This is a genomic window from Prevotella sp. P4-119 (assembly GCF_002251345.1).
In the GTDB taxonomy this organism is placed as follows: Bacteria; Bacteroidota; Bacteroidia; order Bacteroidales; family Bacteroidaceae; genus Prevotella.
Map to the genome: position 1 here is coordinate 33,335 of NZ_NPJB01000073.1, position 23,265 is coordinate 56,599.

Annotated in this window: 20 protein-coding genes; 8 read left to right on the forward strand and 12 right to left on the reverse strand. The window is 42.4% G+C overall.

All coding sequences use genetic code 11. From position 1 onward, the window contains the following. Window position 1 precedes the first annotated feature (1 nt). Genes CIK89_RS07965 through CIK89_RS07975 form a run of 3 tightly spaced genes read left to right on the forward strand, consistent with a single transcriptional unit; the run spans window position 2 to window position 2,332 of the window. Window positions 2-1,051 carry a YhcG family protein gene (locus tag CIK89_RS07965; RefSeq protein WP_094390855.1) on the forward strand — a complete coding sequence of 350 codons (1,050 nt, stop codon included), beginning with the start codon at window positions 2-4 and terminating at the stop codon, window positions 1,049-1,051. Window positions 1,052-1,059: 8 nt separating this feature from the next. After that, on the forward strand, window positions 1,060-1,347 hold the full coding sequence (locus tag CIK89_RS07970; RefSeq protein ID WP_094390856.1) for a helix-turn-helix domain-containing protein: 288 nt from the start codon (window positions 1,060-1,062) through the stop codon (window positions 1,345-1,347). Window positions 1,348-1,351: 4 nt separating this feature from the next. Continuing rightward, window positions 1,352-2,332 carry a hypothetical protein gene (locus CIK89_RS07975; RefSeq protein WP_094390857.1) on the forward strand — a complete coding sequence of 327 codons (981 nt, stop codon included), beginning with the start codon at window positions 1,352-1,354 and terminating at the stop codon, window positions 2,330-2,332. 295 nt (window positions 2,333-2,627) lie between these two features. Here the strand turns inward: CIK89_RS07975 and CIK89_RS07980 are convergent, their stop codons facing one another. The 9 genes from CIK89_RS07980 to CIK89_RS08020 all read right to left on the reverse strand — a co-directional run bounded on the left by CIK89_RS07980 (window position 2,628) and on the right by CIK89_RS08020 (window position 14,312). Next, window positions 2,628-3,185, reverse strand: a complete 558-nt coding sequence (locus tag CIK89_RS07980; RefSeq protein ID WP_094390858.1) for a hypothetical protein — start codon at window positions 3,183-3,185, stop codon at window positions 2,628-2,630. Between the two features lie 78 nt (window positions 3,186-3,263). Then, window positions 3,264-4,823 carry a hypothetical protein gene (locus tag CIK89_RS07985; protein WP_094390859.1) on the reverse strand — a complete coding sequence of 520 codons (1,560 nt, stop codon included), beginning with the start codon at window positions 4,821-4,823 and terminating at the stop codon, window positions 3,264-3,266. A gap of 13 nt (window positions 4,824-4,836) precedes the next feature. Next, a complete protein-coding gene (locus CIK89_RS07990) occupies window positions 4,837-5,841 on the reverse strand; it encodes a PD-(D/E)XK motif protein (protein WP_158215000.1) in 1,005 nt (334 codons plus the stop codon). A gap of 14 nt (window positions 5,842-5,855) precedes the next feature. Continuing rightward, window positions 5,856-8,192, reverse strand: a complete 2,337-nt coding sequence (locus tag CIK89_RS07995; protein ID WP_094390861.1) for a Z1 domain-containing protein — start codon at window positions 8,190-8,192, stop codon at window positions 5,856-5,858. Window positions 8,193-8,195: 3 nt separating this feature from the next. Next, window positions 8,196-9,746 carry an ATP-binding protein gene (locus CIK89_RS08000; RefSeq protein WP_094390862.1) on the reverse strand — a complete coding sequence of 517 codons (1,551 nt, stop codon included), beginning with the start codon at window positions 9,744-9,746 and terminating at the stop codon, window positions 8,196-8,198. Beyond that, window positions 9,743-11,092 carry a DNA cytosine methyltransferase gene (locus CIK89_RS08005; protein WP_094390863.1) on the reverse strand — a complete coding sequence of 450 codons (1,350 nt, stop codon included), beginning with the start codon at window positions 11,090-11,092 and terminating at the stop codon, window positions 9,743-9,745. Before CIK89_RS08005 ends, CIK89_RS08000 begins: the two co-directional genes overlap by 4 nt. Window position 11,093: 1 nt before the next feature. Next, the gene (locus CIK89_RS08010; RefSeq protein WP_094390864.1) at window positions 11,094-12,488 is read right to left on the reverse strand and encodes a DNA cytosine methyltransferase; all 1,395 of its coding nucleotides are present in this window, start codon (window positions 12,486-12,488) and stop codon (window positions 11,094-11,096) included. A 58-nt stretch (window positions 12,489-12,546) separates the two neighbouring features. Continuing rightward, window positions 12,547-14,016: an RNA-binding domain-containing protein gene (locus CIK89_RS08015; RefSeq protein WP_094390865.1), complete on the reverse strand. Its 1,470-nt coding sequence runs from the start codon at window positions 14,014-14,016 to the stop codon at window positions 12,547-12,549. An 80-nt stretch (window positions 14,017-14,096) separates the two neighbouring features. Then, window positions 14,097-14,312, reverse strand: coding sequence for a helix-turn-helix transcriptional regulator (locus CIK89_RS08020; protein ID WP_094390873.1), 216 nt, complete (start codon window positions 14,310-14,312; stop codon window positions 14,097-14,099). Between the two features lie 479 nt (window positions 14,313-14,791). Between CIK89_RS08020 and CIK89_RS08025 the strand changes: the two genes are divergently transcribed. Further along, complete coding sequence (locus tag CIK89_RS08025) at window positions 14,792-16,045, forward strand: ATP-binding protein (RefSeq protein ID WP_305775611.1); 1,254 nt, start codon at window positions 14,792-14,794, stop codon at window positions 16,043-16,045. A 325-nt stretch (window positions 16,046-16,370) separates the two neighbouring features. Here the strand turns inward: CIK89_RS08025 and CIK89_RS08030 are convergent, their stop codons facing one another. The 3 genes from CIK89_RS08030 to CIK89_RS08040 form a co-directional block, all read right to left on the reverse strand. Continuing rightward, window positions 16,371-16,883, reverse strand: coding sequence for a macro domain-containing protein (locus tag CIK89_RS08030; protein WP_094390866.1), 513 nt, complete (start codon window positions 16,881-16,883; stop codon window positions 16,371-16,373). Window positions 16,884-16,983: 100 nt separating this feature from the next. Beyond that, window positions 16,984-17,397 carry a hypothetical protein gene (locus CIK89_RS08035; RefSeq protein WP_094390867.1) on the reverse strand — a complete coding sequence of 138 codons (414 nt, stop codon included), beginning with the start codon at window positions 17,395-17,397 and terminating at the stop codon, window positions 16,984-16,986. 1,001 nt (window positions 17,398-18,398) lie between these two features. Beyond that, on the reverse strand, window positions 18,399-19,355 hold the full coding sequence (locus tag CIK89_RS08040; RefSeq protein ID WP_094390868.1) for an NAD-dependent epimerase/dehydratase family protein: 957 nt from the start codon (window positions 19,353-19,355) through the stop codon (window positions 18,399-18,401). 174 nt (window positions 19,356-19,529) lie between these two features. Here CIK89_RS08040 and kbl point away from each other — a divergent pair, with 174 nt between their 5' ends. The 4 genes from kbl to CIK89_RS08065 form a co-directional block, all read left to right on the forward strand. After that, window positions 19,530-20,717, forward strand: a complete 1,188-nt coding sequence (gene kbl / locus CIK89_RS08045) for a glycine C-acetyltransferase (RefSeq protein ID WP_094390869.1) — start codon at window positions 19,530-19,532, stop codon at window positions 20,715-20,717. Window positions 20,718-21,097: 380 nt separating this feature from the next. Next, window positions 21,098-21,907 (forward strand): N-acetylmuramic acid 6-phosphate etherase, encoded by an 810-nt coding sequence (locus tag CIK89_RS08050; protein ID WP_094390870.1) that lies wholly within the window; start codon window positions 21,098-21,100, stop codon window positions 21,905-21,907. Between the two features lie 291 nt (window positions 21,908-22,198). Further along, window positions 22,199-22,801, forward strand: coding sequence for a dTDP-4-dehydrorhamnose 3,5-epimerase (rfbC, locus tag CIK89_RS08060; protein ID WP_094390872.1), 603 nt, complete (start codon window positions 22,199-22,201; stop codon window positions 22,799-22,801). An 85-nt stretch (window positions 22,802-22,886) separates the two neighbouring features. Next, the coding region (locus CIK89_RS08065) for an adenylyltransferase/cytidyltransferase family protein (protein ID WP_144007380.1) at window positions 22,887-23,265 on the forward strand (379 nt) is incomplete at its 3' end.

Consider the following 23,265-nt stretch of genomic DNA (forward strand, 5'->3'; position numbering starts at 1 on the left):
TATGAACAATCATGATATTATAACTCAATCTTTAGGACTGCAGCAAGCCAATGATCCCGAATATGTGAGACTTGTCTCACATATCTCAGACCTTTGGGATGGGGCAAAGAACAAGGCTGTATATGCAGTCAATGCTGAACTGATCAATGCGAATTGGCAGACTGGTCAGTATATCGTTGAGTTTGAACAAGGTGGCAATGCTAAGGCGAAGTATGGAGACAAACTATTAGTTAATCTGTCCAAGGACTTGACACGCCTGAAAGGTCGCGGATTCAGTCGCTCCAATCTCAACTACATGCGTAAGTTATACTTGGCTTTCCCAATTTGTGAAACACTGTCTCACAAATTAACATGGAGCCATTATTTTGAACTACTGAAATGTGATGATCCCTTAGAGATGCAGTTCTATATGAAGGAGTGCATCAAAGAAGGTTGGAAGGTCAGGGAGTTAAAACGACAAATCAATTCATCTCTTTTCCAAAGACTTGCACTCAGTACAGATAAAGAAGGAGTGCTTGCGCTTGCAAATGAAGGGCATCAGGTTATGTCTCCTGCTGATATCATCAGAGACCCATACGTTTTAGAGTTTACAGGTATACCGCGGCAAAAGCGGTATAAGGAATCCGATTTGGAGAAAGCTCTGAAGACCAATATGGAACAGTTCTTATTGGAATTGGGCAGAGGCTTCGCATTCATGGGACGTCAGTATGTCATACCAATAGGGAGCAGACGTTTCAAGGTTGATTTGGTATTCTACAATGCCATATTGAAATGTCATGTTTTGATTGACTTGAAGCGAGGAGAAATTAAGCATGGAGATATCGGTCAAATGAATCTCTATCTGAATTACTTCAAAAATGAAATTTGCCAACCAGACGATAATCCCCCAATTGGTATTGTATTGGGTGCAAAGAAAGATGAGCTATTGATGGAATACGCGCTCCAGGGTATCGACAACCAACTTTTTGCAGCGCGTTATCAACTTTATCTACCCAATCGAGAGGAGCTTCAGGCTCAATTGGATCTATTACTTGATAATTCAAATGAATAGAAATAAATATGTTATTCGGAAAAAAGATTAGAGAATTAAGAGATGAGAATGGCGTACTGCAACGCCAGTTGGCTGCACTATTGGAGATAGATACTCCGATGTTCAGCAAGATAGAACGCGGTGACAGGCGTGCTAAACGTGAGCAGGTTGTAAAACTTGCAGAGTATTTCCATCAGGACGAGAACGAAATGCTGACCCTCTGGCTGGCTGACAAAGTGCTTGATGCGGTGGATGGTGAGCAAGAACTCAGTTCGCAAGCCATTGAAGTTGCCCAAGAACAAATCAAAGAACAGTAAAAGTATGGAGATCGATATTTTCCCTATACCCCATCGGAAGGAAGGGATCGCCAGAAACTTGGACAAGGGGTTCCTTGGCATTCTCATCATCACTTACGTCATTGCGGCTTACAAAACAGCTCAGTGGATAGTGGGTGGAAATAATGACTTTGTGTGTGTTCTGCTCACAATTCCGACATTTGTTGGCTATTACGCTCTGTTTGTGCTTGTCTGTCATGGCGTCAAGACGGGACTCTATGCTTACTTCAAGTCTCACCGCAAAGAATGGAACAGCATAGCAGACCGCGAGGAGATGGAGGAGTACATCGCTCTGAACCTTGGCCATATACAGAAGAAGGCACAAGAGAAGACGGCAACTATCACCAATACAAAGAATGCTGCACCTATTGCTGATGACACTCCCAAAAGAGAAAGCAATGTAGAATCACATAGTCCAGAAGAAATAACTGTTACTCCTGAGGCATTGGAAAAGCTGCAGTTGAAGCGTGACATCCAGAAGGCACATGACGAGTTGGAGGTATTCATCAATCAAGTGCAAATTGACCGCAAGCAGATGAATGAAGCAAAAGTCGCTCGCGAAGCAAGGAAACTTGAAGCCGTCCTCAAATATACCCGTTATACGCTCATGCCTCATGGTTTCACGGATGAGGAACTGTATCAGATAGAGGAAGCTGTCAAACTTCTTGTAGAACTCAATGGCGTTACACGCATGGAAGTCCTTTCCATCAGCAAGAAGAAGGGACTGAAGCAAGCCGACCTAAAGAACTTCTGCTGGAACGTTGCAAATCAATATGGAATTGATCCGAAGACAACGGCTCTGTTTGCACTCAATCTGTTTTATGCCTGGTTTAGCAACACCGAACCTTCAAGCATTCAAAAGACACTGCGCAACACTGCGGGCACATATACAATCGAAATTGATGCGAACATCATAGACCATCTGCCTCAGTTGGAAGAGAAAGTACTTGGCAAGAATCACCAATAGTGTATTTATCGATTCCTATGCTTGTTTATCACAACCGCCTCCATTATATCTTCTTATCGTTAACGTATTATTGTAACGTATTGATACACAATGATGTTTAGATTCGAGGAGGTCAAATGAGACGCATAAGTAAAGACATAACAAAACACTATCAAATAGCGTGTAGCTCAATGAGTTACACGCTATTTGCATTTTATAGGCTCATGTTTGTTATGTGCTTATTATTCCTTTTTTTACGGCTTTTTTGTTATATGTGTGTAGCACGACAAAAACGTAGGAAAAGCCAGACTAAAACCTACTTATTCCTATTCTCAACGAAAATACCGCCTCCCGAATAACCCTCCACATAAAAGTTTGCAATGCCTTGTTCCATATTTAGGAGAAATTGCTGTTCCCCTATGCGCTCTTCTATTCTTGTAACATTACTTGACAATACTTCTTTGTGATTGTTTGCTTTTGGGAAACCCAATAAAAGCATGCTTTTGGTTTCTGCGCAATTGTTAACAATTTGTATTGTTGATAAGTTTGGATTTATAGAATCAACATCGACTTTGTTCAATACAATTATAGCAAAATCTGCATCTTTCTTTGGTGAACATGCTACAGAATCGGAGAGGTTTCTAATAGTTATAGGTTCATAGCATTGATGAGTGTATGAGTAGACCTCTACATAGATACTCTTTCGGAGAACTCCAAAAAGATCGCCATCTTCATATAGGTTATGAGCTGCTGTCAATGCATAGAGTCTTCCACCCAGGTATTCCTCGTAATACAAAACACCAGACCCTATAACATGTTCGCACATGTCTTTTAAGCGAACTATATTGCCTTTTTTATCAAATTGAAGTTCCATATATTGCAGCCTTTTATGTTCTTAACTGTAAAACATTCTGATTATCTCAATGGAATAAACCATCCATTCTGATACTATTTATTCCAAAGAAATTTGCATATTAAGCCCTAGAGCTGTATTTATCTTTTGAATTTGCAAGTATTTTGTCACTGTATCTGAGCACGTGTTAGCGTAAAGTCCATTTCCTAATTCCTTGAATGCGTTTGCATATTTCGGATTAACCACTGTATCAATTAGAGGGGAACCGCCATTCTTGCCCATTGTAATATTGAGTGCTCGAACATTATCAACGCCTGCATACTTGATTACCTCGATTAGGGTATTCACAACTTGTTTTTCGCAAATCTCTCTACCATCATCAAACACTATGCGAATCTTTTGTCTAACGGAACGTCTTCTTTCCGATGACATATGGATGCTATCCAAAGTGGGATAAGGGTTGTTCCAGTCTATTTTCTTAAATAGTGCCTGCCAATGGAACATTTCCATATTTGGGAATAAATCGCCATAGAAATCTTCTACTGTAGCATAGGCAGACATTGGACGCGGATATTCAGAATCTAAATCTTCACGTAATAGGTCTATTAAAGTAGGATTAGCAATGCAAGTCAGAATACCGTGAGCGTCAGTAAAAGGTGTTTCATAGTCAACCTCCTCTGCTTCAGCACTATTCTCATCTTCTGGGGTCAATCCCAGTTCCTCCTCTGTTGGCTCAGGCAATTCATCACTACCATTTCCCGCGTCCTTTTCGCTTTCACTATATTCGTCTATCAGGAAGTCGATGTATGCAGGCAGGGCATATGAGAATGTATTATCCATCTCGGCATCCAACTGTTTTATTTCATCCAATGAAAGGAATTCATTGACAGCATTACGATATTCCTCCAGCGTGTCACAAGCGAGAAAAATCCTTCTGTTGTTAGAAATGAGCGAAGTGCTAATAAGTTGCTTTATTGCACGCACATACTCCTGTACCGTTGGTTGGTCGTAACCAGCAGCATTTAAGTATCTGGCAAAATCACCCAGATGTTGTGTGTTCGTTAACTCGCGATAAGCTGCATTGGCTTCACTTCTGCGTTTCGATCCCATAGCAACATATTCAGATGTATCAGGGAAAAACATTTCAATATTGGCAAGGAATAGACTGATATATTCTTGAGGGAATAAAAGAACGGAACCATCATTCTTTAACTCACGTGTGATGAAGTCTCCCTGTTCAACCGCCTCCTTCTGCCATGAGAAACGAGAATAAAGAGAAGGACTTGACGCAGTACCAATACGTTGCTTAGCTACATGAGGATTCCATGCTGCAAATACTCGGTTGTCCGAATCATAACCAAGCAAGATAAACAAAGCCTCTGTCTCTTTTATCTGAAGCAATGTGTCAACACCAGTCAACTGGGCTCGTGAGACATCAGGGTTGCTAAAATAAGCAGATGAAAGATTCTTAATATAGATGTAATACTCTACGCCCTCGAACATTATATGACAAGGATTTTTCTGACCATCAATAAATTTGAAGGTAGCAGAGGCATTCATCTCTGATACAAATATGTTTAGTAACTCAGATGATGTAAGATTCTTACGCTGAATGGGCGTTTGCTGCTCTGGTTCCAGTATTTTATTTACTTCGTCCATATTTACTATAGTTTTATTTGAACAAACTTTTATACAATGGGCTTTCACCACGTTTGAATTCTGAATCAGGTGATTGAATATCCAGAATACCTGAAAGATTGCTGTTGAACCCAACGCCTGTAACTCCAGGGTGAACACCATCCTTGTCAACTCCAGGCACATCTTTGGAATCATAGTATCGAAGCGTATCACATGCTTCAACGTAATCAAAGAAAACCTCATTGAGCCGATGCATGTCTGTACCAATGGTTTCTGCAATCACTCTCATCATGTGCATTCGTGCATCAACAGAATTAACTCTACTACAAATCTTATCGTAAAGGTCTCGGACAGACAAGCCATCCTTGCTCTGTGCCGATTCTCTGACTATTGCAGAAGCCACGACAACACGAGAATGTGCGGAAGGACACAATTGATCCAAAGAGAAGTGATGAATGCGTGTTTCGCTGCTTGTGCTCTTAACTTCCACCTTGTCGCGTCCCATTGAAAAATCATACTTAGCCGTAGGCGACTCGTGCCATGCTTTTATCAATACCTCTGGCATGTAGCTTTGTTCTATTACCAGTAGTTCTGTCCATAATCCTTGAATTTTCTTGCGTGGCGGACACGTCATAGAAGAAAAAATAGAGATTAGATTCTCAACCTCAATGGCGATTTCGCGCTTTGAAGGAATCTCTGGCATTCTGTCAAACATCATTATAACAATGTCGAAAAAGTCCTCCTGTAGTATCTGATCAACAGAACGGAGGGTTAAGATGGTGTAATGGTGCGGCGTTTTCGTATCATTGTCATCAACAAAAGTGCATGATAGATTATACTCAACGGACAGAATATCAAGTGTCGTATTCGGGATGGACGATACTGTATCGTTAGTACATACGAAGAACTTAGGGTACCCCTCCTTCGAGATTCCCAATTTGTGGTTAGTATCCATGATTGGAATAACCGCAAAGTTTTTGTCTTCTGTTGTGATTTTGGCCAGAGCTTTGAACTGCTCAAATAAAACTTTATTTTGCATAGTCATTCCTTATTTTAATCATCGTCTTCAACATCCTCGTCCTCTTGATTAGCTTGTTCTGAGAGGACATAATTTGTTGCAAATGACTCTGGGTAGCTGATTGCAAGCGAGTAAGCATCATCGGGGTAATCTACGGGCTTTACTCCATCCAACTTAATGTGGTATAGTTGAATGGTAATAGAATCAGAGCCGACAATCGCCAAATCACCAGGGTAAACGTCTGCACCACTTGTAGATCGACCAGTCGCCAGAGGAACGGTTATCCTCAAAGCATTGTAATCAAAATTACGGGAACGAAGGTTTGCGCCAATTCGCTTGTATGCCATCTGGTAGAAATAAACGAACTGTAATGGTTCATCTTCTTTATCAGCCAAATAGCGTAAGTAGCGTATCGTCGCAGCCTTTCTAGTGGCATCCTTATAATTCCCAAACCGGAAATCATCAAGGAACTCTATTGCCTCATCAACGGGCATTCGAAAGCCACGATGACAGCGGTCATCTGTATGATAATCTTCTTCGATGTTAAAGTCTTCGATATGCCTTTCAATAAACGCCTCTGCCACTCGTCTGTTTTGCTCAATACGCTCTTTGCTCTCGTATGCTTGCATTTCCTTTACGCCCTTCAATTGGCTATTGACAATACTGATTGGCAACACATTTGCGCGTGTAGCTCTCATCTTTGGAGAAAGAAGTATCTTACGCTCAGCTGCTGCAAGGTTATCGCATGTAGCAAGAACAGAACGCAATTCTTCTTCGTGGTCAACGTAAGCCTTGTAGTCGTTCATTGTCCAACTTGGCAGATAAACGCGACAAGATTCGATGTAATCACGCTTATAACCAAAGAAACGGCAACGCTGCTGGATGGTGTCCGCATTAGCTGGTCCTGTAGAGTATCGAGGCATGTAGGTTGTTGCAAGGTTCTCAACGGTGAATCCACGATTGAGCATTTCAGCACCAACTAATACATGCATGGCGTACTCATCCCATTCTATTTCTGTTTGGGCATCCTTATCGGTGTTCACAAGATAAACTTTCCAACTACACAGCACATTTTGAATCAGAGGGAGCAACTCTTCAAATTCAGGTCGTTCCTCTACGTTATAGAACTCTATTGCAGCCGGGAACAATTCGCGCAGACGTTTAATCAAACTACGTTTGTCATCGTTGCCTTCATCTTTGCGTATTGACTTACGCCATGATTTCAACTGCGCGTCAATCCACTTCTTGAACTTCGAGTTGTACTTCTTCTCTGTAGCAGGGTGAACCATCATCGAAAGATAGTTTACTCCATCTCTTCGTAGGTACTTAACCACAATTGCTACGGCAAGAATGTGCATAAGTAAAGCATCCTTCAAGGATTTTGGCATGCGGTCAAGCGGATTCTTTGTTTTATGGAAAACCTCCTCGTTTGGAATCTGCTGAATCAACCTGCCTCTATACAATTCATGGTTTGCTCCACGTCCGAAATACAATTTGCCTCCAATGTAACCTTCCCCCGGAGTCAGCAGAGTGTGACTCTTAGGAGACAGCATGTCCTTCATACTGATAAGGATGTTGGCTTGTGGAGTAGCTGTGTATTGGATGTAAGTATTACCTGGAAGCGCATTACGCATCTTGATAATAGAATCATAGGTCGCTGACTTTTCTTCTTCCTCATCCTCTGCCTTCTTACTATTTTTACGGCCATAGCTATTGAGAGAAGCCTGATCTGCCTCATCGTCAATGATAAGAACAGTTTCATCCTCCATGGCTTCAATAAAGTCGTTTGACTTGAAGATGGAAGTCAAAGCGTCAATGTGCTTATGATGTTTGAGGATAGGTATGAGCAGAATGGTGTTGTCCATGTAGAGGTTGCCCACAATCTGGTCAAGGTCATCAATCTTTGGGTCTTTGTGTATCTTGAAGACTTCACGATTGTTGACTCCACTCTCCTTTATCAAGTCCTTCTTCAATCGTTTTGATGTCTGATCTAGAAGGTTTGTCTTAGAGCCTGCCAGATAAACAACCACTCGATAGTGATTGTCGAGAGCAAGTGCCGTAAGGCCTGTAAACGACATGGTCTTACCACTCTGCACATAACCGACAACAAGATGCGTTGTTTCTGGATTATGCACAGCATTATGAGGATTGCAATGCGCAAGAATGTGAGCAGTTTCTTCGCGTAAAGTTGCTGCTCCAACTGGTGTAATACCTTTCTTCTTGTATGAGCCATCAGGTTTAGGACCTATCATCTGCGAAAATACAAATGAGTTGAAATGCGCACCCAGTTCCACCTCGTTTAAGACAGAACTGTTTGTTGCGTCAACCGCATTCGCACCTGTTGGCGTGTCGTTTATAATAATATGCTGCATACTTTATACTTTGGTCTTTTTGATGTAAGCGTTGAATGAGTCGAAGAGTTCAGCCGTTGAGTCGTTACCTTCTTCCTTAGCCATGAACTTTGCAAGAGCCATGGTTTTGAGGATGGCTACAATGGCTTTCTCTGAGTTCTGGAAATGCTGGAAGAAAACATGGTTCATGTTTATTTTGCAAGTAACCACATTTTCGTCCTGCTGCATGGTATCAAGCCATACAAGTTCACTTCCCTTATCAACCATCTCAACACGTAGTTTGTAATCCTTCCCATTGATGTTGTAAGTATCATCAAAGTGTCCCATTACAAGTGGTGTGTCCTCTACGGTTTCACTCACGATTGATGGTTGAGGAGTTGTGCCGGTGGTGTAGGTTATCGTGGTGGTTGTAGTTACTGGCTGTGGCTTTGTAACCACTTCAACCTTCTCGTTCTTTTTCTTGTGGTTGTTGTGCGACTTTACCAGTTTGTTTACTTTCTTCTGGCGTTCGTCAAGACGATAATCTTCTGCCTGATTGTAAAGGTCAAACTCCTTGGTGTGTATTTCACCACGAAGCATCTCCATCAGAGCTTCAAGATTCTCTTTGTCCTGAAGATCATTCTTATTGAAGGATACTGCAAAGCCCTCCAACTCCAACTCTCCGAAGATACGCTTGTAACGGAATGTACCAGTAGAACCCGAAAGGCTCTTTGGAAAGTATCGTCCATCAGTTTCTGCGCCATAGACAACACGTCCACGACGCAACAGGACGAAACCGTTCTTCGTACTATTGATGTCCTTCAGGATTCCAATGAAACCCGTAGCTCGGTATTTGCCAAACTTGAAATCAATATCCTTGCGCCAATAGATTGCAGGACCATTTGGGTTCTTTACCGATGGTGCTGTGAGTATTTCAGACTCTTCAAATGCCAATTTTATGCCATCAACATAGATGTCGGCCTCATTCATACGCAAAGATTTGCGATAAATACTGCTTAGTTCTGTTCTTATCTTATCCAAAGCCTTCTTGGTCGGTGCCTTAGGCGTTGGCGAAGTTATCCGAATAGAGGTGTAATGTTCTGCAGTCTCAGCTTCCTCTTCTTTGACTACAAGTTTGGTGAGACTGTCGGCTAGCACCTTATTAAGGTCGAATGTGATTGAACGGGAAACCACTTCACCTAGTGCAGAAGTTTTCAGACTCCATTCGTTGCCAAGCCAAAGCGCAGCAGTCTTCAAGCCCATACCAAACTCATTCAATCCCTCATTGTTTTCTGGGGTATTGGCAAGTTTGAATGCTTTGGTGTAGTTTGAAGCATCAATTCCGCCTGCATTATCTGTGATTATGATTGCCGTTGCCTGATTGGTGTTTCCATCCCACTCAAAGTCAATATCAATTCGAAGCCGATACTCTGAATCAACCGCAAGAAGTTTCTCCTTCTTATCACGTGACGACTGTAGGGCATTATCCACAAACTCAGCCAGCACATGTGAAGGTGTGTTGGGCAGATCGGGAATGCGTCCGTACATGTTTGCACCGATTGTTATGTCAACGGATGAAATGTTTTGATTTGTCATAAACTCAGAAGGTTTTTTGCAATATGTTTAACTATAGTTACATTCACTGCATTACCAAGAGCTGCATATGAACGAGCTACCGACAATTGGAAACTCTCATCACCAAACTTGAGTTTCATCATTCCCTGCAATTTGGCTGCCTCTTTTCTGGTCATATATCGTCCTTTAGAGGGCTCTCCTGGTTTATAAGAACCTTTGGGTAAATCTATCCATAGAAAAATCGGAATTTGCGTGCCAACCAGATTCAATGCGGGAGAGAAAGTTGGTAATTTAACTCGTATACCAGATGCACGGAACTGTATAATTTTGTCCTCCAATATGGGTTTTGCATCATCACCACAATTCCATTCTAATTTAAGATGGCTGTTCTCTAAATGCTGAATCTTAGATATCCAAGGATCGAGCCATTCTTTGTTTTTTTTGTAGAATTCTCGATTCTGTTCTATGTATCTAATTTTCCAGTCTGGAAAAAACTCAGCCTTATCTGTTTGTGAATAGATTGGAAGACACCCTAAACACTGGGCCTTACCAACACCATCTATGGGCCTGCCTAAATGACCATGCTTCCCTTTCAATTCTTTTAAAGATTGAAACGCAGGTGCCTTCTTTTTAAATTCGTAGTCAGCGCCAAACTCCATCGCCCATATTGGGAAACGAGGAATCTTCTGACCATGAGCTATGGTTAAATCTATAAATTCCTGCCATAGTGCCAGTTGTTGACGTGTATCAGCTTTGAGTTTAATAAAATCAGAATCGTCTTCGTCAATAATCTGCTTTATATTGCTAGGCCATGACTTTGGTGGAATAGGGAACCTGAAATTTTTCAGATTTCCCATTTCCCTATTTTCACATACTATGTATATACGTCGGCGGTGTTGTGGTATTCCCCATTGATGAGGTGATAATATCGCAGGTTCAGCCACTTCATAGTTCAATTCTTTGTCAAGCATCCTATGGATGGTTTGCCATGTACTCCCCCCATCATGTCCTTTCAAGTTAGAAACATTTTCAAGAAAAACGTATCGCGGGCGATGATATTCTATTATTTTGCAGATATATGTAAACAAATTACCTCTGTTTTTCTCATCGTTAAATCCTTGTCGCTTACCAGCCTGACTGAATGGTTGACAAGGAAAACCAGCACAAAGTATATCGTGGGCAGGAATGTCTTCTGGTCTAATGCTCGTTATATCTCCCTCTATCCTAGTACCAGGGAAATTTATAGCGTATAGTTTTCTTAAATCTTCACGTAATTCTGACGCATATACGCATTCATGCCCTAATTCACTAAGAGCGAAATGGAAGCCTCCTAAGCCGGCAAATAAATCTATGAACTTTAATGGCATATTATTTCTTATTAATCAATTCTTCAATCGTTGTTAAATATGGTGCATAACGCTGTTTGAGCCTAATAGTATCTTTGTTGATTCCTACAGACTTCAGTTTGTATTTTGACGAAACATCAAAGCCAACACCGATGTATGTATCTCCTAATGGCTGGAATCCTAAGCGTATTATATAATCCTTTCCAAAATATTTAGGCTCAGAATCTGTCAGTTCGTACAACTGCATCCGTCCATTAGAATGAAGCAGAAGCAATCTAGGGAGGGGTTGCAAATCCTCAACACTCATTGAACCTTTACGTCCATCAGCTCTGACGTAATAGAAGCCTTGGTGAGTGATGATTTTCCAATGGGGATAGCCCTTGTAGAAGCCTACCAGTACACGGTCTTCTGGCTTGATGTCACCACGCTGCTGTTTGCGTTCAGAGGTAACTTTCTCGATAGCCTCTTTGATAGAAGTTGCCAGAATCTCTGCCATCCTTACAGGCACAGCATTGCCTATCATTTTATAGGCATCAATGATGTTGGGACAATCTATCTCAAAACTATCAGGGAAGGTTTGTATTCTGGCACATTCGCGCACAGTCAAACGCCTGTATTCACGATACCGTCCCTTGATAAACGACCAATCCTCATGAGCATTATAAATCATGCTTGGCGAGGATGGATGCAGGGGTATGTTGTAACCTGTAGCATGGATAGTGAATGATGGCTTATCCCAACTGCGGCGGCGATTTCCGCGATAATAATGTGGCCCAAACTTGCCGTTGTAATAGATGTTGCAATCAGTCATCACCTCGACCTCTTCACATGGAATGGGTGTTGCCGTAATGTCGCCTATGGCATCTTTTAGCGTCAATGGCTTATTAGTAGAAGGCAGAGGGAAATGGTAGTCAATTCCCAAGTCGTGACGGAAACCAATTAGGAACACACGTTCACGATTCTGGGGAACCTCATAGTCAACGGCATCGAGCAAACGATATTTCACATCATAACCAATCTCGTCCAGTTGAGCAAGGAAGGTTTCAAAGACATCCTTGAACTTTTCATCGAGCAATCCCTTGACATTCTCAATTACAAAGAACTTGGGCATCTTTGCCCTAATCATGCCGATGTAGGTGAGAAACAACTGGCCTCGCTTATCATCAAGTCCCTGTTGCTTACCTGCTACGCTCCAAGACTGACAAGGAGGACCACCAATGAAACCGTCACAATCTGGCACATCTTTGGGGTCAACACTAATTATATCTTCTTTGCAGAGAATCGTATTAGGATGATTCTTTTCATAGGTCGCATGAACGCCTGGTTCGAACTCATTAGCCCAAACCACACGGAATCCAGCCTTTTCAAAACCAAGGTCAAGACCTCCGCAACCAGCAAAGAATGATATCACGTTCATTACAATTATTCTTTCTTCTTTTTATTCTTGTTTACTTCTCACCCTCAGTTCGATATAGCTACACAATCTCAATAACGCAATTGTAAGGGATAATAACCTCCCATTTGCCAGAACGAGGGGAACCTGTTCGAGAGATATAGCCTTTCTGTTTCATTTTAGCAATTTCTCTCTCCAACGTTCGTTTCTTTACCGCCATCTTTACCGCCATTAGGTCGATAGAAATTGAAGCATCAGCCCCAATCAAATCTATTATACTTTTCTGAATATCAGTCATTTCTATTAGCGCCACATCACCGCCAACTTTACCGCCAGTTTTACCGCCATCCTCTTTGGTATAACTCTGTGAGACTTTCACATCAACCTTGAATGCCGTGATAAGATTAACGTTGAACTCTGCGGGTTGGTTGCCATTTTCCTTCAGGTCAGTCTGGACTTGGCCTACACCTCGATTGAACATATTGACATAGCCCAGCGTCTTCATGGCACTAGCTACAAGTGGGTTGCGATAATCGTTCACACTTGGGAAATTCTCAGGACGTGCATTGCCATACAAGCCACCAGCATTCAGAATCTCCAGATGGCTGGCAAACTCATAAAAGCGAAGTGGCGTATTACTCTGCATGTCGCGATGCATACAAGCGTTGAGAAGCAGCTCACGGATAGCCTGGTAGGGGTAGTTGCTGACCATCTCCTCGCGAAGGATAGAAACAAAAACAGGTTTCTTCTTGATGACAGACAACTCCAAAAGCGATTCTAGACGTGGCAGCAGTTCGCAATAATTGCCTTCCAACTGCATTTCGTTCTCTACCTCACTGGTCACGTCTTCACCCTTGAAGCATACATACTGCACATAAAGACCCGGCATAAAACGGCGTGGCTTGTAGCCAAACAGTACGACTGCTGCGTATGTGGGGCATTGGTGCTCAGTGTCATACATGCCCACAGCGGCCATCTGTTCCTCGATAGGACGAGTATCAGAATCCACTAACTCATTACCTAATAGCGGTATCAAATACTTTGTGCTTAGCAAGTCCGTATTGACATCATTTAGCTTGGCAGCCAAACAGGGCATCGTGTCGAACGTGGCCATGAAAGACATTCGACGCTCTGCCAATATGCGCTCCTCTGCTTCCGTAGCTATGTCACGACGAGGGCCGATACGAATAAAAGTTCGTCCACGATAGCGTACAGGAGGCAGGTCGGACGGACTAACTTCAGCAACCAACAAGTCACCTTCCGGAAACTGGAAACGGTCAACACTCATAACAGGTATAGGCAGGATGTTTCCGTTGCTGCGTATGGCTGCAATCTTCTTCAGCAAGTCATCGGTGACCTTCAGACCTGACAACTCTCCATTGTCGTAAGCACCCAATATCAGGTAACCATTCTTTCGTGAGTTTGGCAGATCGTTGGCAAAGGCACAGATAGCCTCCTGGAACTTATCCATGTCACCTGTTGACGTGGTTCGCTCCACTCGATAGGTTTCCGTGCTATGCAGCAGTTCTTGTATTTCGTCTTTTGTTATCATTTGACTTCGTCTTCTTCCTTCTTGCAAGGCATAGCCAAAACAAACTTTAGCTCTGCTCTTGCTTCGTACGTCATTTCGACTTATTTCTCTTGATTGAATTCTTCCTGTCTCACCAACTCCTGCACAGGCACTTCAAGCGCATTGGCTATTGCAATGAGGGCTTCAAGGCTGGGCTGAGTGGTATTGGTGACCCATTTGGACACTGTAGCAGGATCCTTACCGAGTTTGTCGGATAGCCACTTGTTGTTTAGGTCACGTTCTGCGAGAACGACTCTTATACGATTTAACTTTGCCATGATAGATTTCTGTTGTTTGACGGCAAAGTTACAAAAAATAATCGAGACAAATGCTGATATGCTCAAAAAACTCCATAAATAAGCCAAAATTTGATTAAAAGACCAATCTTTTGATGAGTACATGACAATATTCATGCTTATTATTAAATATAATGTGTATTTGAAATATCTTTTGAAATGACTGACAACCATATGGTTTTCTCCGCGGAAATCGCATTCATATATGGAGGCAATGATAGTTCGAAGAAAGATGTGTTTGGTTCGGAGAAAAGTTCAGAGAAAATCATAAAAAGTTCGTTTCTCCAAATGCTTTGAGTTTGCCTCAATTTGAAACTAAATTTTGGTCACTCTTGCTATCTCTGCATTAAAATTATGTCAAGATTGGCAGTTTTTTAATGTAAAACTTGTGTGGTAGAATAAAAAATGTTACCTTTGCACTGTAAAAAGTTGCCAATACTGGCAAAAATATAATGCAAATGATGGAGATAAAAAGAGACAGGTATCTAAAGCAGTTGATAGAAAGCCGTCAGAATGGCTTTACCAAGGTGGTAACAGGAATCCGCAGATGTGGCAAGTCGTATCTGCTGAACGTCTTGTTCTATCACTACCTATTAGATAATGGAGTGGCAGACGACCACATCATCCGCATTGATCTTGAAGACCGCATGAACAAGGAACTGAGAAATCCAGACACTTTGCTTCACTATGTTCACGACAGAATCAAGGACAAGGAGTTGTATTACATCATCATTGATGAGGTGCAACTGATGGACGAGTTTGTGGATGTGTTGAATAGTTTCCGTCATATTGATAATGCCGACACATACGTGACAGGCAGCAACTCTCACTTCCTATCTTCAGACATTCCTACGGAGTTTCGTGGCCGAGGAGAAACCATCCATGTGAACCCACTATCTTTTGCAGAGTTCTATTCTGCCGTTGGCGGTGACAAGCAGGATGCATGGCGCGAATACTATACTTACGGTGGTTTACCGCTCATTCAATCTTTTGAGAGCGAAGAAAAGAAAATCAACTACTTGAAGGGTTTGTTTGAAACAGTTTATTTGGCAGATATTATCGAAAGGCATAAAATCAAAAACGATAATGAACTGCGTGAACTGGTGCTAATTTTGGCATCGTCTATAGGTGCTCCATGCAATCCTACTAAATTGTCGAATACTTTCAAAAGTGTTAAGAATGTAAGCATAGGCAGTCAGACGATTTCCAAATACCTCACCTTCCTGTCCGAATCGTTCCTGCTGAACAAAGCTATACGTTACGATATAAAAGGGAAGAAATATATCAACACGCTCACAAAATATTATTTTTCAGACATCGGTTTGAGAAATGCTATCCTTGACATGCGCCAACAGGAAGAGACGCACATCATGGAGAACATCATCTACAACGAGCTTATCACACGTGGATATAATGTGGACGTTGGAATGGTGGAGATAAAGAAGCAAGACAAGGATGGCAAGTGGGTTCGTATTCAACTTGAAGTGGACTTTATTGCCAGCCTCGGCAGCAAGAAATATTATGTGCAGTCTGCCTTGTCCATCCCTGACAGGGAGAAAGAGATACAGGAATCTCGCCCACTTACAAACATTAATGATTCTTTCAAAAAGGTTATCATTGTGAAGGACCACATCATGCCACGTCGCAATGAAGAAGGCATACTAACAATAGGTCTTTTCGACTTCCTTCTAAAAGAGGATAGTTTGGATTTATAGAACAAATAGTCCCTTACTTGGGATTTCTATTTTTGTTTGGCTTTACAGCCCCTTTTACATTCTCTTATCGTTTACGCGTATTTGTAATCGCATGATACACAATAGCGTTTATATTTGAGGAGGTTAAGTAAGTATAGATAACTACCGAAAGGTATAGATAAATAAATCCGCATAGCTCAGGTGAGTTATGCGGATTTTCTTTTTAGTTATTCCTTTCCAATAATAGAACGATACATGAGTAATTATGTTTTTTCTAGTATCAAGCCAGACTTTGCGATGCAGAATGAGTGATATTTAAAGAGCTGAGCTATAAGGCCCAGTTCCCCTACAGATAATACTGGGCATCATCATCAGAGAAGCAACAAATGATAACCTCTCCATCGTAGCCGTTTCGGATATGTTCGCAGATAACACGTTTTGCAATTTGTGCTGCTTCAGCTTTCGGAAAGCCAAATACTCCGGTACTGATACATGAAAAAGCAATACTCTTCAAATGATGTTCCTCTGCAAGTTGCATCGCGGTATCATAACAAGATTCCAGCATTTTGCGTTCATTGTCAGAGCCACCATACCATATAGGTCCAACGGTATGAATGACTTTCTTACAAGGCAGTTGATATGCTTCTGTCATTTTACTTTGACCCACATTACAGCCACCTAAGGTTCTACACTCTTTCAGAAGTCCAATACCAGCGGCTTTATGAATAGCGCCGTCCACGCCACCTCCACCCAGCAGAGTCTTGTTGGCAGCATTAACGATGGCATCTACTTCTAACTTAGTTATGTCACCTACAACAATTTTTATTTTCTCTCCGGTTTCAGATGTAATCGTTTTCATATCTTATATTTACTTGATTTTATGCCACAAAATTACGAAAAAAAAATCGAATGTTGTTCAAAAACATACCTATAACAGATACTTTTCTTCATTATGCATCTTACAATTCCTCTTCAGAATAAGAAAACATCAGAGAAATCACCAAGAGATGTGGCATTTCTGCCGACTCTTCAGTTTGCCAATACGTTGACTCTTGCAGGTCAAAAGCTTTGTCTCCAGTGTGATTTCCCTTTTCGTTCTCGCTATTAGCATATTTCACCTGCCATTGGTCGCGAGCAATGCGTTGCCCGTTGACATCTCTCAGATATATCTCAGCAACAGAGAGCGGAGTACCGTCTTGTGTATCGAAACACTGTAGAGCGATGTATCTGCCAGTTGCCGAATTGCCAAACTTCACACTCTGCCATCCGTTTCCTGACGCCATAGCGCCGGTAGTAACGGGAATGACAGAATTGAGATCGGGCCTGTTGCCTATATTATTGTGTTTGTTAGTCTTGACAAGGGTATCGTCCAACGTTTGACAAGGGTATCGTCCAACGTTTGACAAAGTTTTTTTTCAACGTTTGACAAAAGTATTATCCAACGTTTGACAAAAGTATTATCTAACGTTTGACAAAAGTATTATCCAACGTTTGATAAAAGTATTATCCAACGTTTGACAAAAGTATTATCCAACGTTTGATAAAAATATTATCAAGGTTTGAAAAAGCGTTGATAAACATCAGCAACCCCAATTAGACATCGACACCATGGCCCACTTAGTATATCTTGTTTACGATAGATGAAAAAATTCGCGTGGTCGATGGTGGTCGATGGTGATCGAATATTTTAGGCTTCGACCACCACTTAAATCTCTAAGCTACTGCATGTTATACTATAGGTATGATCGAGTGGTCGAAATTTTCTTGAAAACTGAATTTTCTGTATGCGAACATTGCGCCACGCCTTGCATTGTGGAATCAAGGCTAAGAGAAGCAAATAGGGTTGGTTCCACATTGGGAAACCAGCCCTATCTTTCACATCATACAAATGTAATATGACGAAACATATTACTTTTTCTTCTTGCCAAACACGCCTTTGACTTTTCCAAATGCACCCTTAGCCGCAAATTTCACTCCATTCGCGCGAAGGAAACAACACAGACAATCCTCAACAGTACATCGACGAAGTAATAACATTTGCCCAAGAGGCTGCCCGCCGAGGATGTATTGTTGTTTTACGTCTATGGAACGAAGGGGACCATAATCAGATGAACGATTCCTTTCTGAGAATGATAGCCGGTTATCAGCCTCAACCGTGGACTTCGAGAAACGACGGATGGAAACTTGCAGACAATCTGCTTATCGAAAATGACAACATGTTCGACTGGTCTGACCTCCAGCAGAAGAGCTATGGAGATGAAGAAGTGTTGGATTTCATCCTTCGTTTTCTCGCCATGGCAGAATTAAAGCGAGCTTTATTCTGCTCATTTGGCTTAACGAAAACGTTCTCCACTTGTATGTTCTTTCGATATGTTTATCCTTTGAGCTTTATGGTAAGTTTCTCAAGCATATCCTTTGTCATGGTGTCGAGGTCGTAGGTCGGACACCAGTCCCATTCATTTCGAGCGCAAGAGTCATCCATGCGGTCGGGCCAGCTCTCTGCGATGCTCTGTTTCAACGGATCTACATCGTAAACCATTTCAAACTCAGGTTTGTACTTCTTGATTGCAGCAAAGACGGTCTCTGGTCCAAAGCTGAGCGAAGCGATGTTGAACGCGTTGCGGTGAACAAGGCGTGTGGGGTCTGCCTCCATAATGTTGATGGCAGCCTTCAATGCATCCGGCATGTAGATCATGTCCATGAGTGTGCCCTCCTTAATCGGACAGACAAACTTCTCGCCACGAACGGCTGAGTAGAAGATGTCAACAGCGTAGTCTGTGGTGCCGCCGCCTGGAGGTGTCATGTATGAGATAACACCAGGATAGCGCACAGCGCGAGTATCTACACCATACTTGTTGAAGTAGTAATCGCTGAGAAGCTCTGTTGTTACCTTTGATACGCCGTAGATGGTGCGCGGACGCTGGATGGTGTCCTGCGGTGTGAGCATCTTTGGCGTGCTCAAACCAAACGAACCGATTGAACTCGGAGTGAATACAGCGCAACCGCACTCGCGAGCTACTTCGAGGATGTTCCATAGGCCGTCAATACCGATTTTCCATGCCAGGCGTGGCTTCGACTCTGCAACAACAGACAGTAATGCTGCGAGGTTGTAGATGGTGTCGATGTTGTACTTTTTCACTACATCGGCAATCATCTGAGGATTTGTTACATCGCATTCTGCCATTGGTCCTGCCTCTGCAAGTTCCCCTTTAGGCTCAGCGCCTTTTATGTAACCAGCTACAACATTTGCGTTTCCGTAAATGCTTCTTAACTTCCTTGTAAGCTCTGAGCCAATCTGGCCTGTTGATCCTATAACCAAGATAATGTTCATAGTATTATGTATTTTAGCGTTTATAGGTACAAAGGAAAGCATTTTTTTCCAAATAGCAATACAAAACCGCTCATTTTTTTGTTCTATTGAAAAAAAACAAAAAAACCTTTTTTAGTTTGGAAAAAAATGAGTTATTTTGCATTTCAATAACTAAAACTTTTAAATAATCCTATTATGTACGGAAAAGTAAAAGAACATCTCGCAAGCGCTTTGGAGAATCTGAAGCAAGCAGGCCTCTATAAAGAGGAGCGTATCATTGAAAGCCCACAGCAGGCAGCTATTCAGGTAAAGGGCAAGGAAGTGCTCAACTTCTGTGCAAACAACTATCTTGGTTTGGCTAATAACCCACGCCTCATTGAGGGTGCAAAGAAAATGATGGATCGCCGTGGTTTCGGTATGTCGTCGGTAAGATTCATTTGTGGTACACAGGATATCCATAAGGAACTTGAGGCAGCCATCTCAGAGTATTTCCAAACAGAAGATACTATCTTATATGCAGCATGCTTCGATGCCAATGGTGGCTTGTTTGGCTCGTTCCTCTCTGAGGAGGATGCTATCATCTCTGATGCACTCAACCACGCTTCTATCATCGACGGTGTGCGTTTGTGTAAGGCAAAGCGCTACCGCTATGCTAATGCAAACATGGAGGAATTGGAGAAGTGCTTGCAGGATGCCCAGGCTCAGCGCTTCCGTATCATTTGCACCGATGGTGTGTTCTCTATGGACGGCAATGTGGCACCTATTGATAAAATCTGTGACTTGGCAGAGAAATATGATGCTCTTGTCATGGTTGACGAGTCTCACTCTGCAGGTGTTGTGGGTGCAACGGGTCATGGTGTGAGTGAGCTTTGCAAGACATACGGTCGTGTAGATATCTATACCGGCACTTTGGGCAAAGCCTTCGGTGGTGCTCTCGGTGGATTCACTACTGGTCGTAAGGAGATTATCGACATGCTGCGCCAGAGCAGTCGTCCGTATCTCTTCTCCAATTCGTTGGCTCCATCAATCATCGGTGCAAGCCTTGAGGTGTTCAAGATGCTGAAGGAGGATAACACCATTCACGATCGCCTCGTAGAGAATGTAAACTACTTCCGCGACAAGATGCTCGCTGCCGGCTTTGACATCAAACCTACTCAGAGCGCTATCTGTGCTGTAATGCTCTACGATGCTCCGCTGTCTCAGCGCTATGCAAACCGCCTGCTTGAGGAAGGCATCTATGTTACGGGATTCTATTACCCCGTAGTTCCGAAAGGTGAGGCTCGCATCCGCGTTCAGCTCTCTGCCGGTCATACACGTGAGCAACTTGACAAGGCTATCGCTGCATTTATCAAGGTGGGCAAGGAACTTGGTGTGCTGAAATAGTATTACATCATTAACTGAGCCCACTTTGAAAAAGGGCTCAGTTAATGATGTAATCTGAAACAAACTGCAAATTTGAAACATAAAATCTCCCGATATATTACTAAGAGGGTGCATCAAAAGTGATGTATCCCTCTTTTGTTTTTCTGCAAGGAACCTTATAATACTTTTCTCGCCATGGCAGCGTTTAAGTGTACTTAACTTCGTTGACTTTCCTCACGTTCGGAAAACTTCAAGCGAGCTTGATTTTTCGCTCACTTAAACGGAAAGTTAACTCTGCTCATCTGGCTTAACGAAAACGATCAAAAAAAAACATCCTAATATGAACATGGTTCAATAATTTATTGTATTTTTGCACCTAACATCCAAAAAAGCATCACACAATGGACAAACGAATTACAGAGCAACCATCACACTATGACCATCTCGAACAAATGACCATAGCACAAATCACAGCTGATATAAACTGCGAGAACATGAAAGTTCCCGTTGCCATAGGCAATGCACTACCGGCAATCAACAAACTCATCGCTACGATAGAACAAAAACTGAAGTGTGGCGGAAGGCTATTCTATGTGGGATGTGGAACTGGCGGACGACTTGCAACACTCGACACCATAGAAGTGCAAAACACATACGGCACTGACGGCACACAAATACAAGCTATATTCCCTGGCGGAACGGAGTGTCTGACACAAACACGTGAGTCGCGTGAAGATGACACAAAAAACAGTTGGCAACAACTGATCGACAAAAACATTTCCACTGCCGACATCGTTGTAGGCATCTCAGCCAGCGGAACCACTCCGTTCGTACTTGCAGCATTGCAACACTGTCGTGCTAACGGCATCACAACAGGATGCATCGTCAACAACCCCAACTCACCCATAGCCAGCCAAGCCGACTATAAAGTGGAGGTTATAACAGGACCCGAGTTCGTCTCGGGAAGTACCCGAATGAAAGCCGGCAGCTCACAGAAACTGATATTCGACATGATAAGCACCACAGTACAGATACGTCTCGGACGTGTTGAAGGCAACAAAATGGTGAATGCAAAACTCATCAACGCAAAGCTCATCGACCGTGCTGTGAGAATTTTCATGGAGCGCAATCCCAAATACAAAGACTATGATGAAGTAAAAAAACTCATATTAAAAGCCGGTAGCGTGAAAAAAGCCGAAGCACTTCTATAAGGTATAAAACGTTTTTTAACCATTCAACAGAGGCTATTGCCATCAAGACATTCGTCACATCACCGGCAATTCCCATACTTATCATTACTCATAGACAATGGCTGTTTTGCAGATGCTGACAACAATACAGAACACTTTTCCATCATCTGCTTTGAAGAAACACAGCAGCAAAAATGCAACAATAAATTTTGCAATGTCACAATAATACGCTAACTTTGCATGATACAATAATATCATATCGTTAGCGAATACATCGCTATTTCCTATCAACCCCTATAGAACAGGGTCATTATGAATGTAATAAAAACAAATATCGAAGGCGTACTGATTCTTGAACCAAAAGTGTTCAACGATGCACGCGGCTATTTCTTCGAATCCTTCTCACAGCGCGAATTCGACGAGAAGGTCGCACCAATACTGGGCCACACTATACGCTTCGTACAAGACAACGAGTCGATGTCAAGCTATGGAGTCATGCGCGGACTGCATTTCCAACGACCACCATTTACACAAAGTAAACTCGTGCGGTGTGTCAAGGGAGCTGTACTCGACGTTGCAGTAGATATACGTAAAGGATCACCTACATTTGGTCAACACGTTGCCGTAGAACTGACAGAAGACAACCACCGACAGTTTTTCATCTCCAAAGGATTTGCACATGGTTTCGCCGTACTATCGGAAACGGCAGTTTTCCAGTATAAGTGTGACGAATTCTACCACCCAGAGGCTGACGGCGGCATCTCTATCATGGACCAATCGTTGGGCATCAACTGGAAAATACCCACCGACCAAGCCCTACTGTCGGAAAAAGACACCAAACACAAGATGTTGGCCAACTTCGATAGTCCGTTCAATATAAATACAAATCTATATATTGAATCAGAGACACGCTGACGCCATTACCACTATAGAAATACAACCCAAAACTCATAAACAGGATGCACTTGTAACGTTGTGTCCACCTATTACAACAAAAAACATGAAGAAAAAAGTATTTGTAAGCGGCTGTTACGACCTACTACATTCCGGACATGTGGAGTTCTTTCAGCAAGCAGCACAATATGGCGACCTATACGTGGGCATCGGATCCGATGCCACCTATTTGGAATATAAACACCGCAAACCTATGTTTCCGCAAGAAGAACGCCTCTTCATGGTGAAAAACATCAAGGCGGTAAAAGAAGCCTATATCAACCAAGGAAGCGGAGTGATTGACTTTCTGCCCACACTTGACTTGGTGAAGCCCGACGTCTTTGTGGTCAATGCAGAAGGTGGTTCTGACGAGAAACGTAAACTCTGCAAAGAAAGAGGTATAGAATATGTGGAATTGCAACGCACACCACACGAAGGACTCCAAG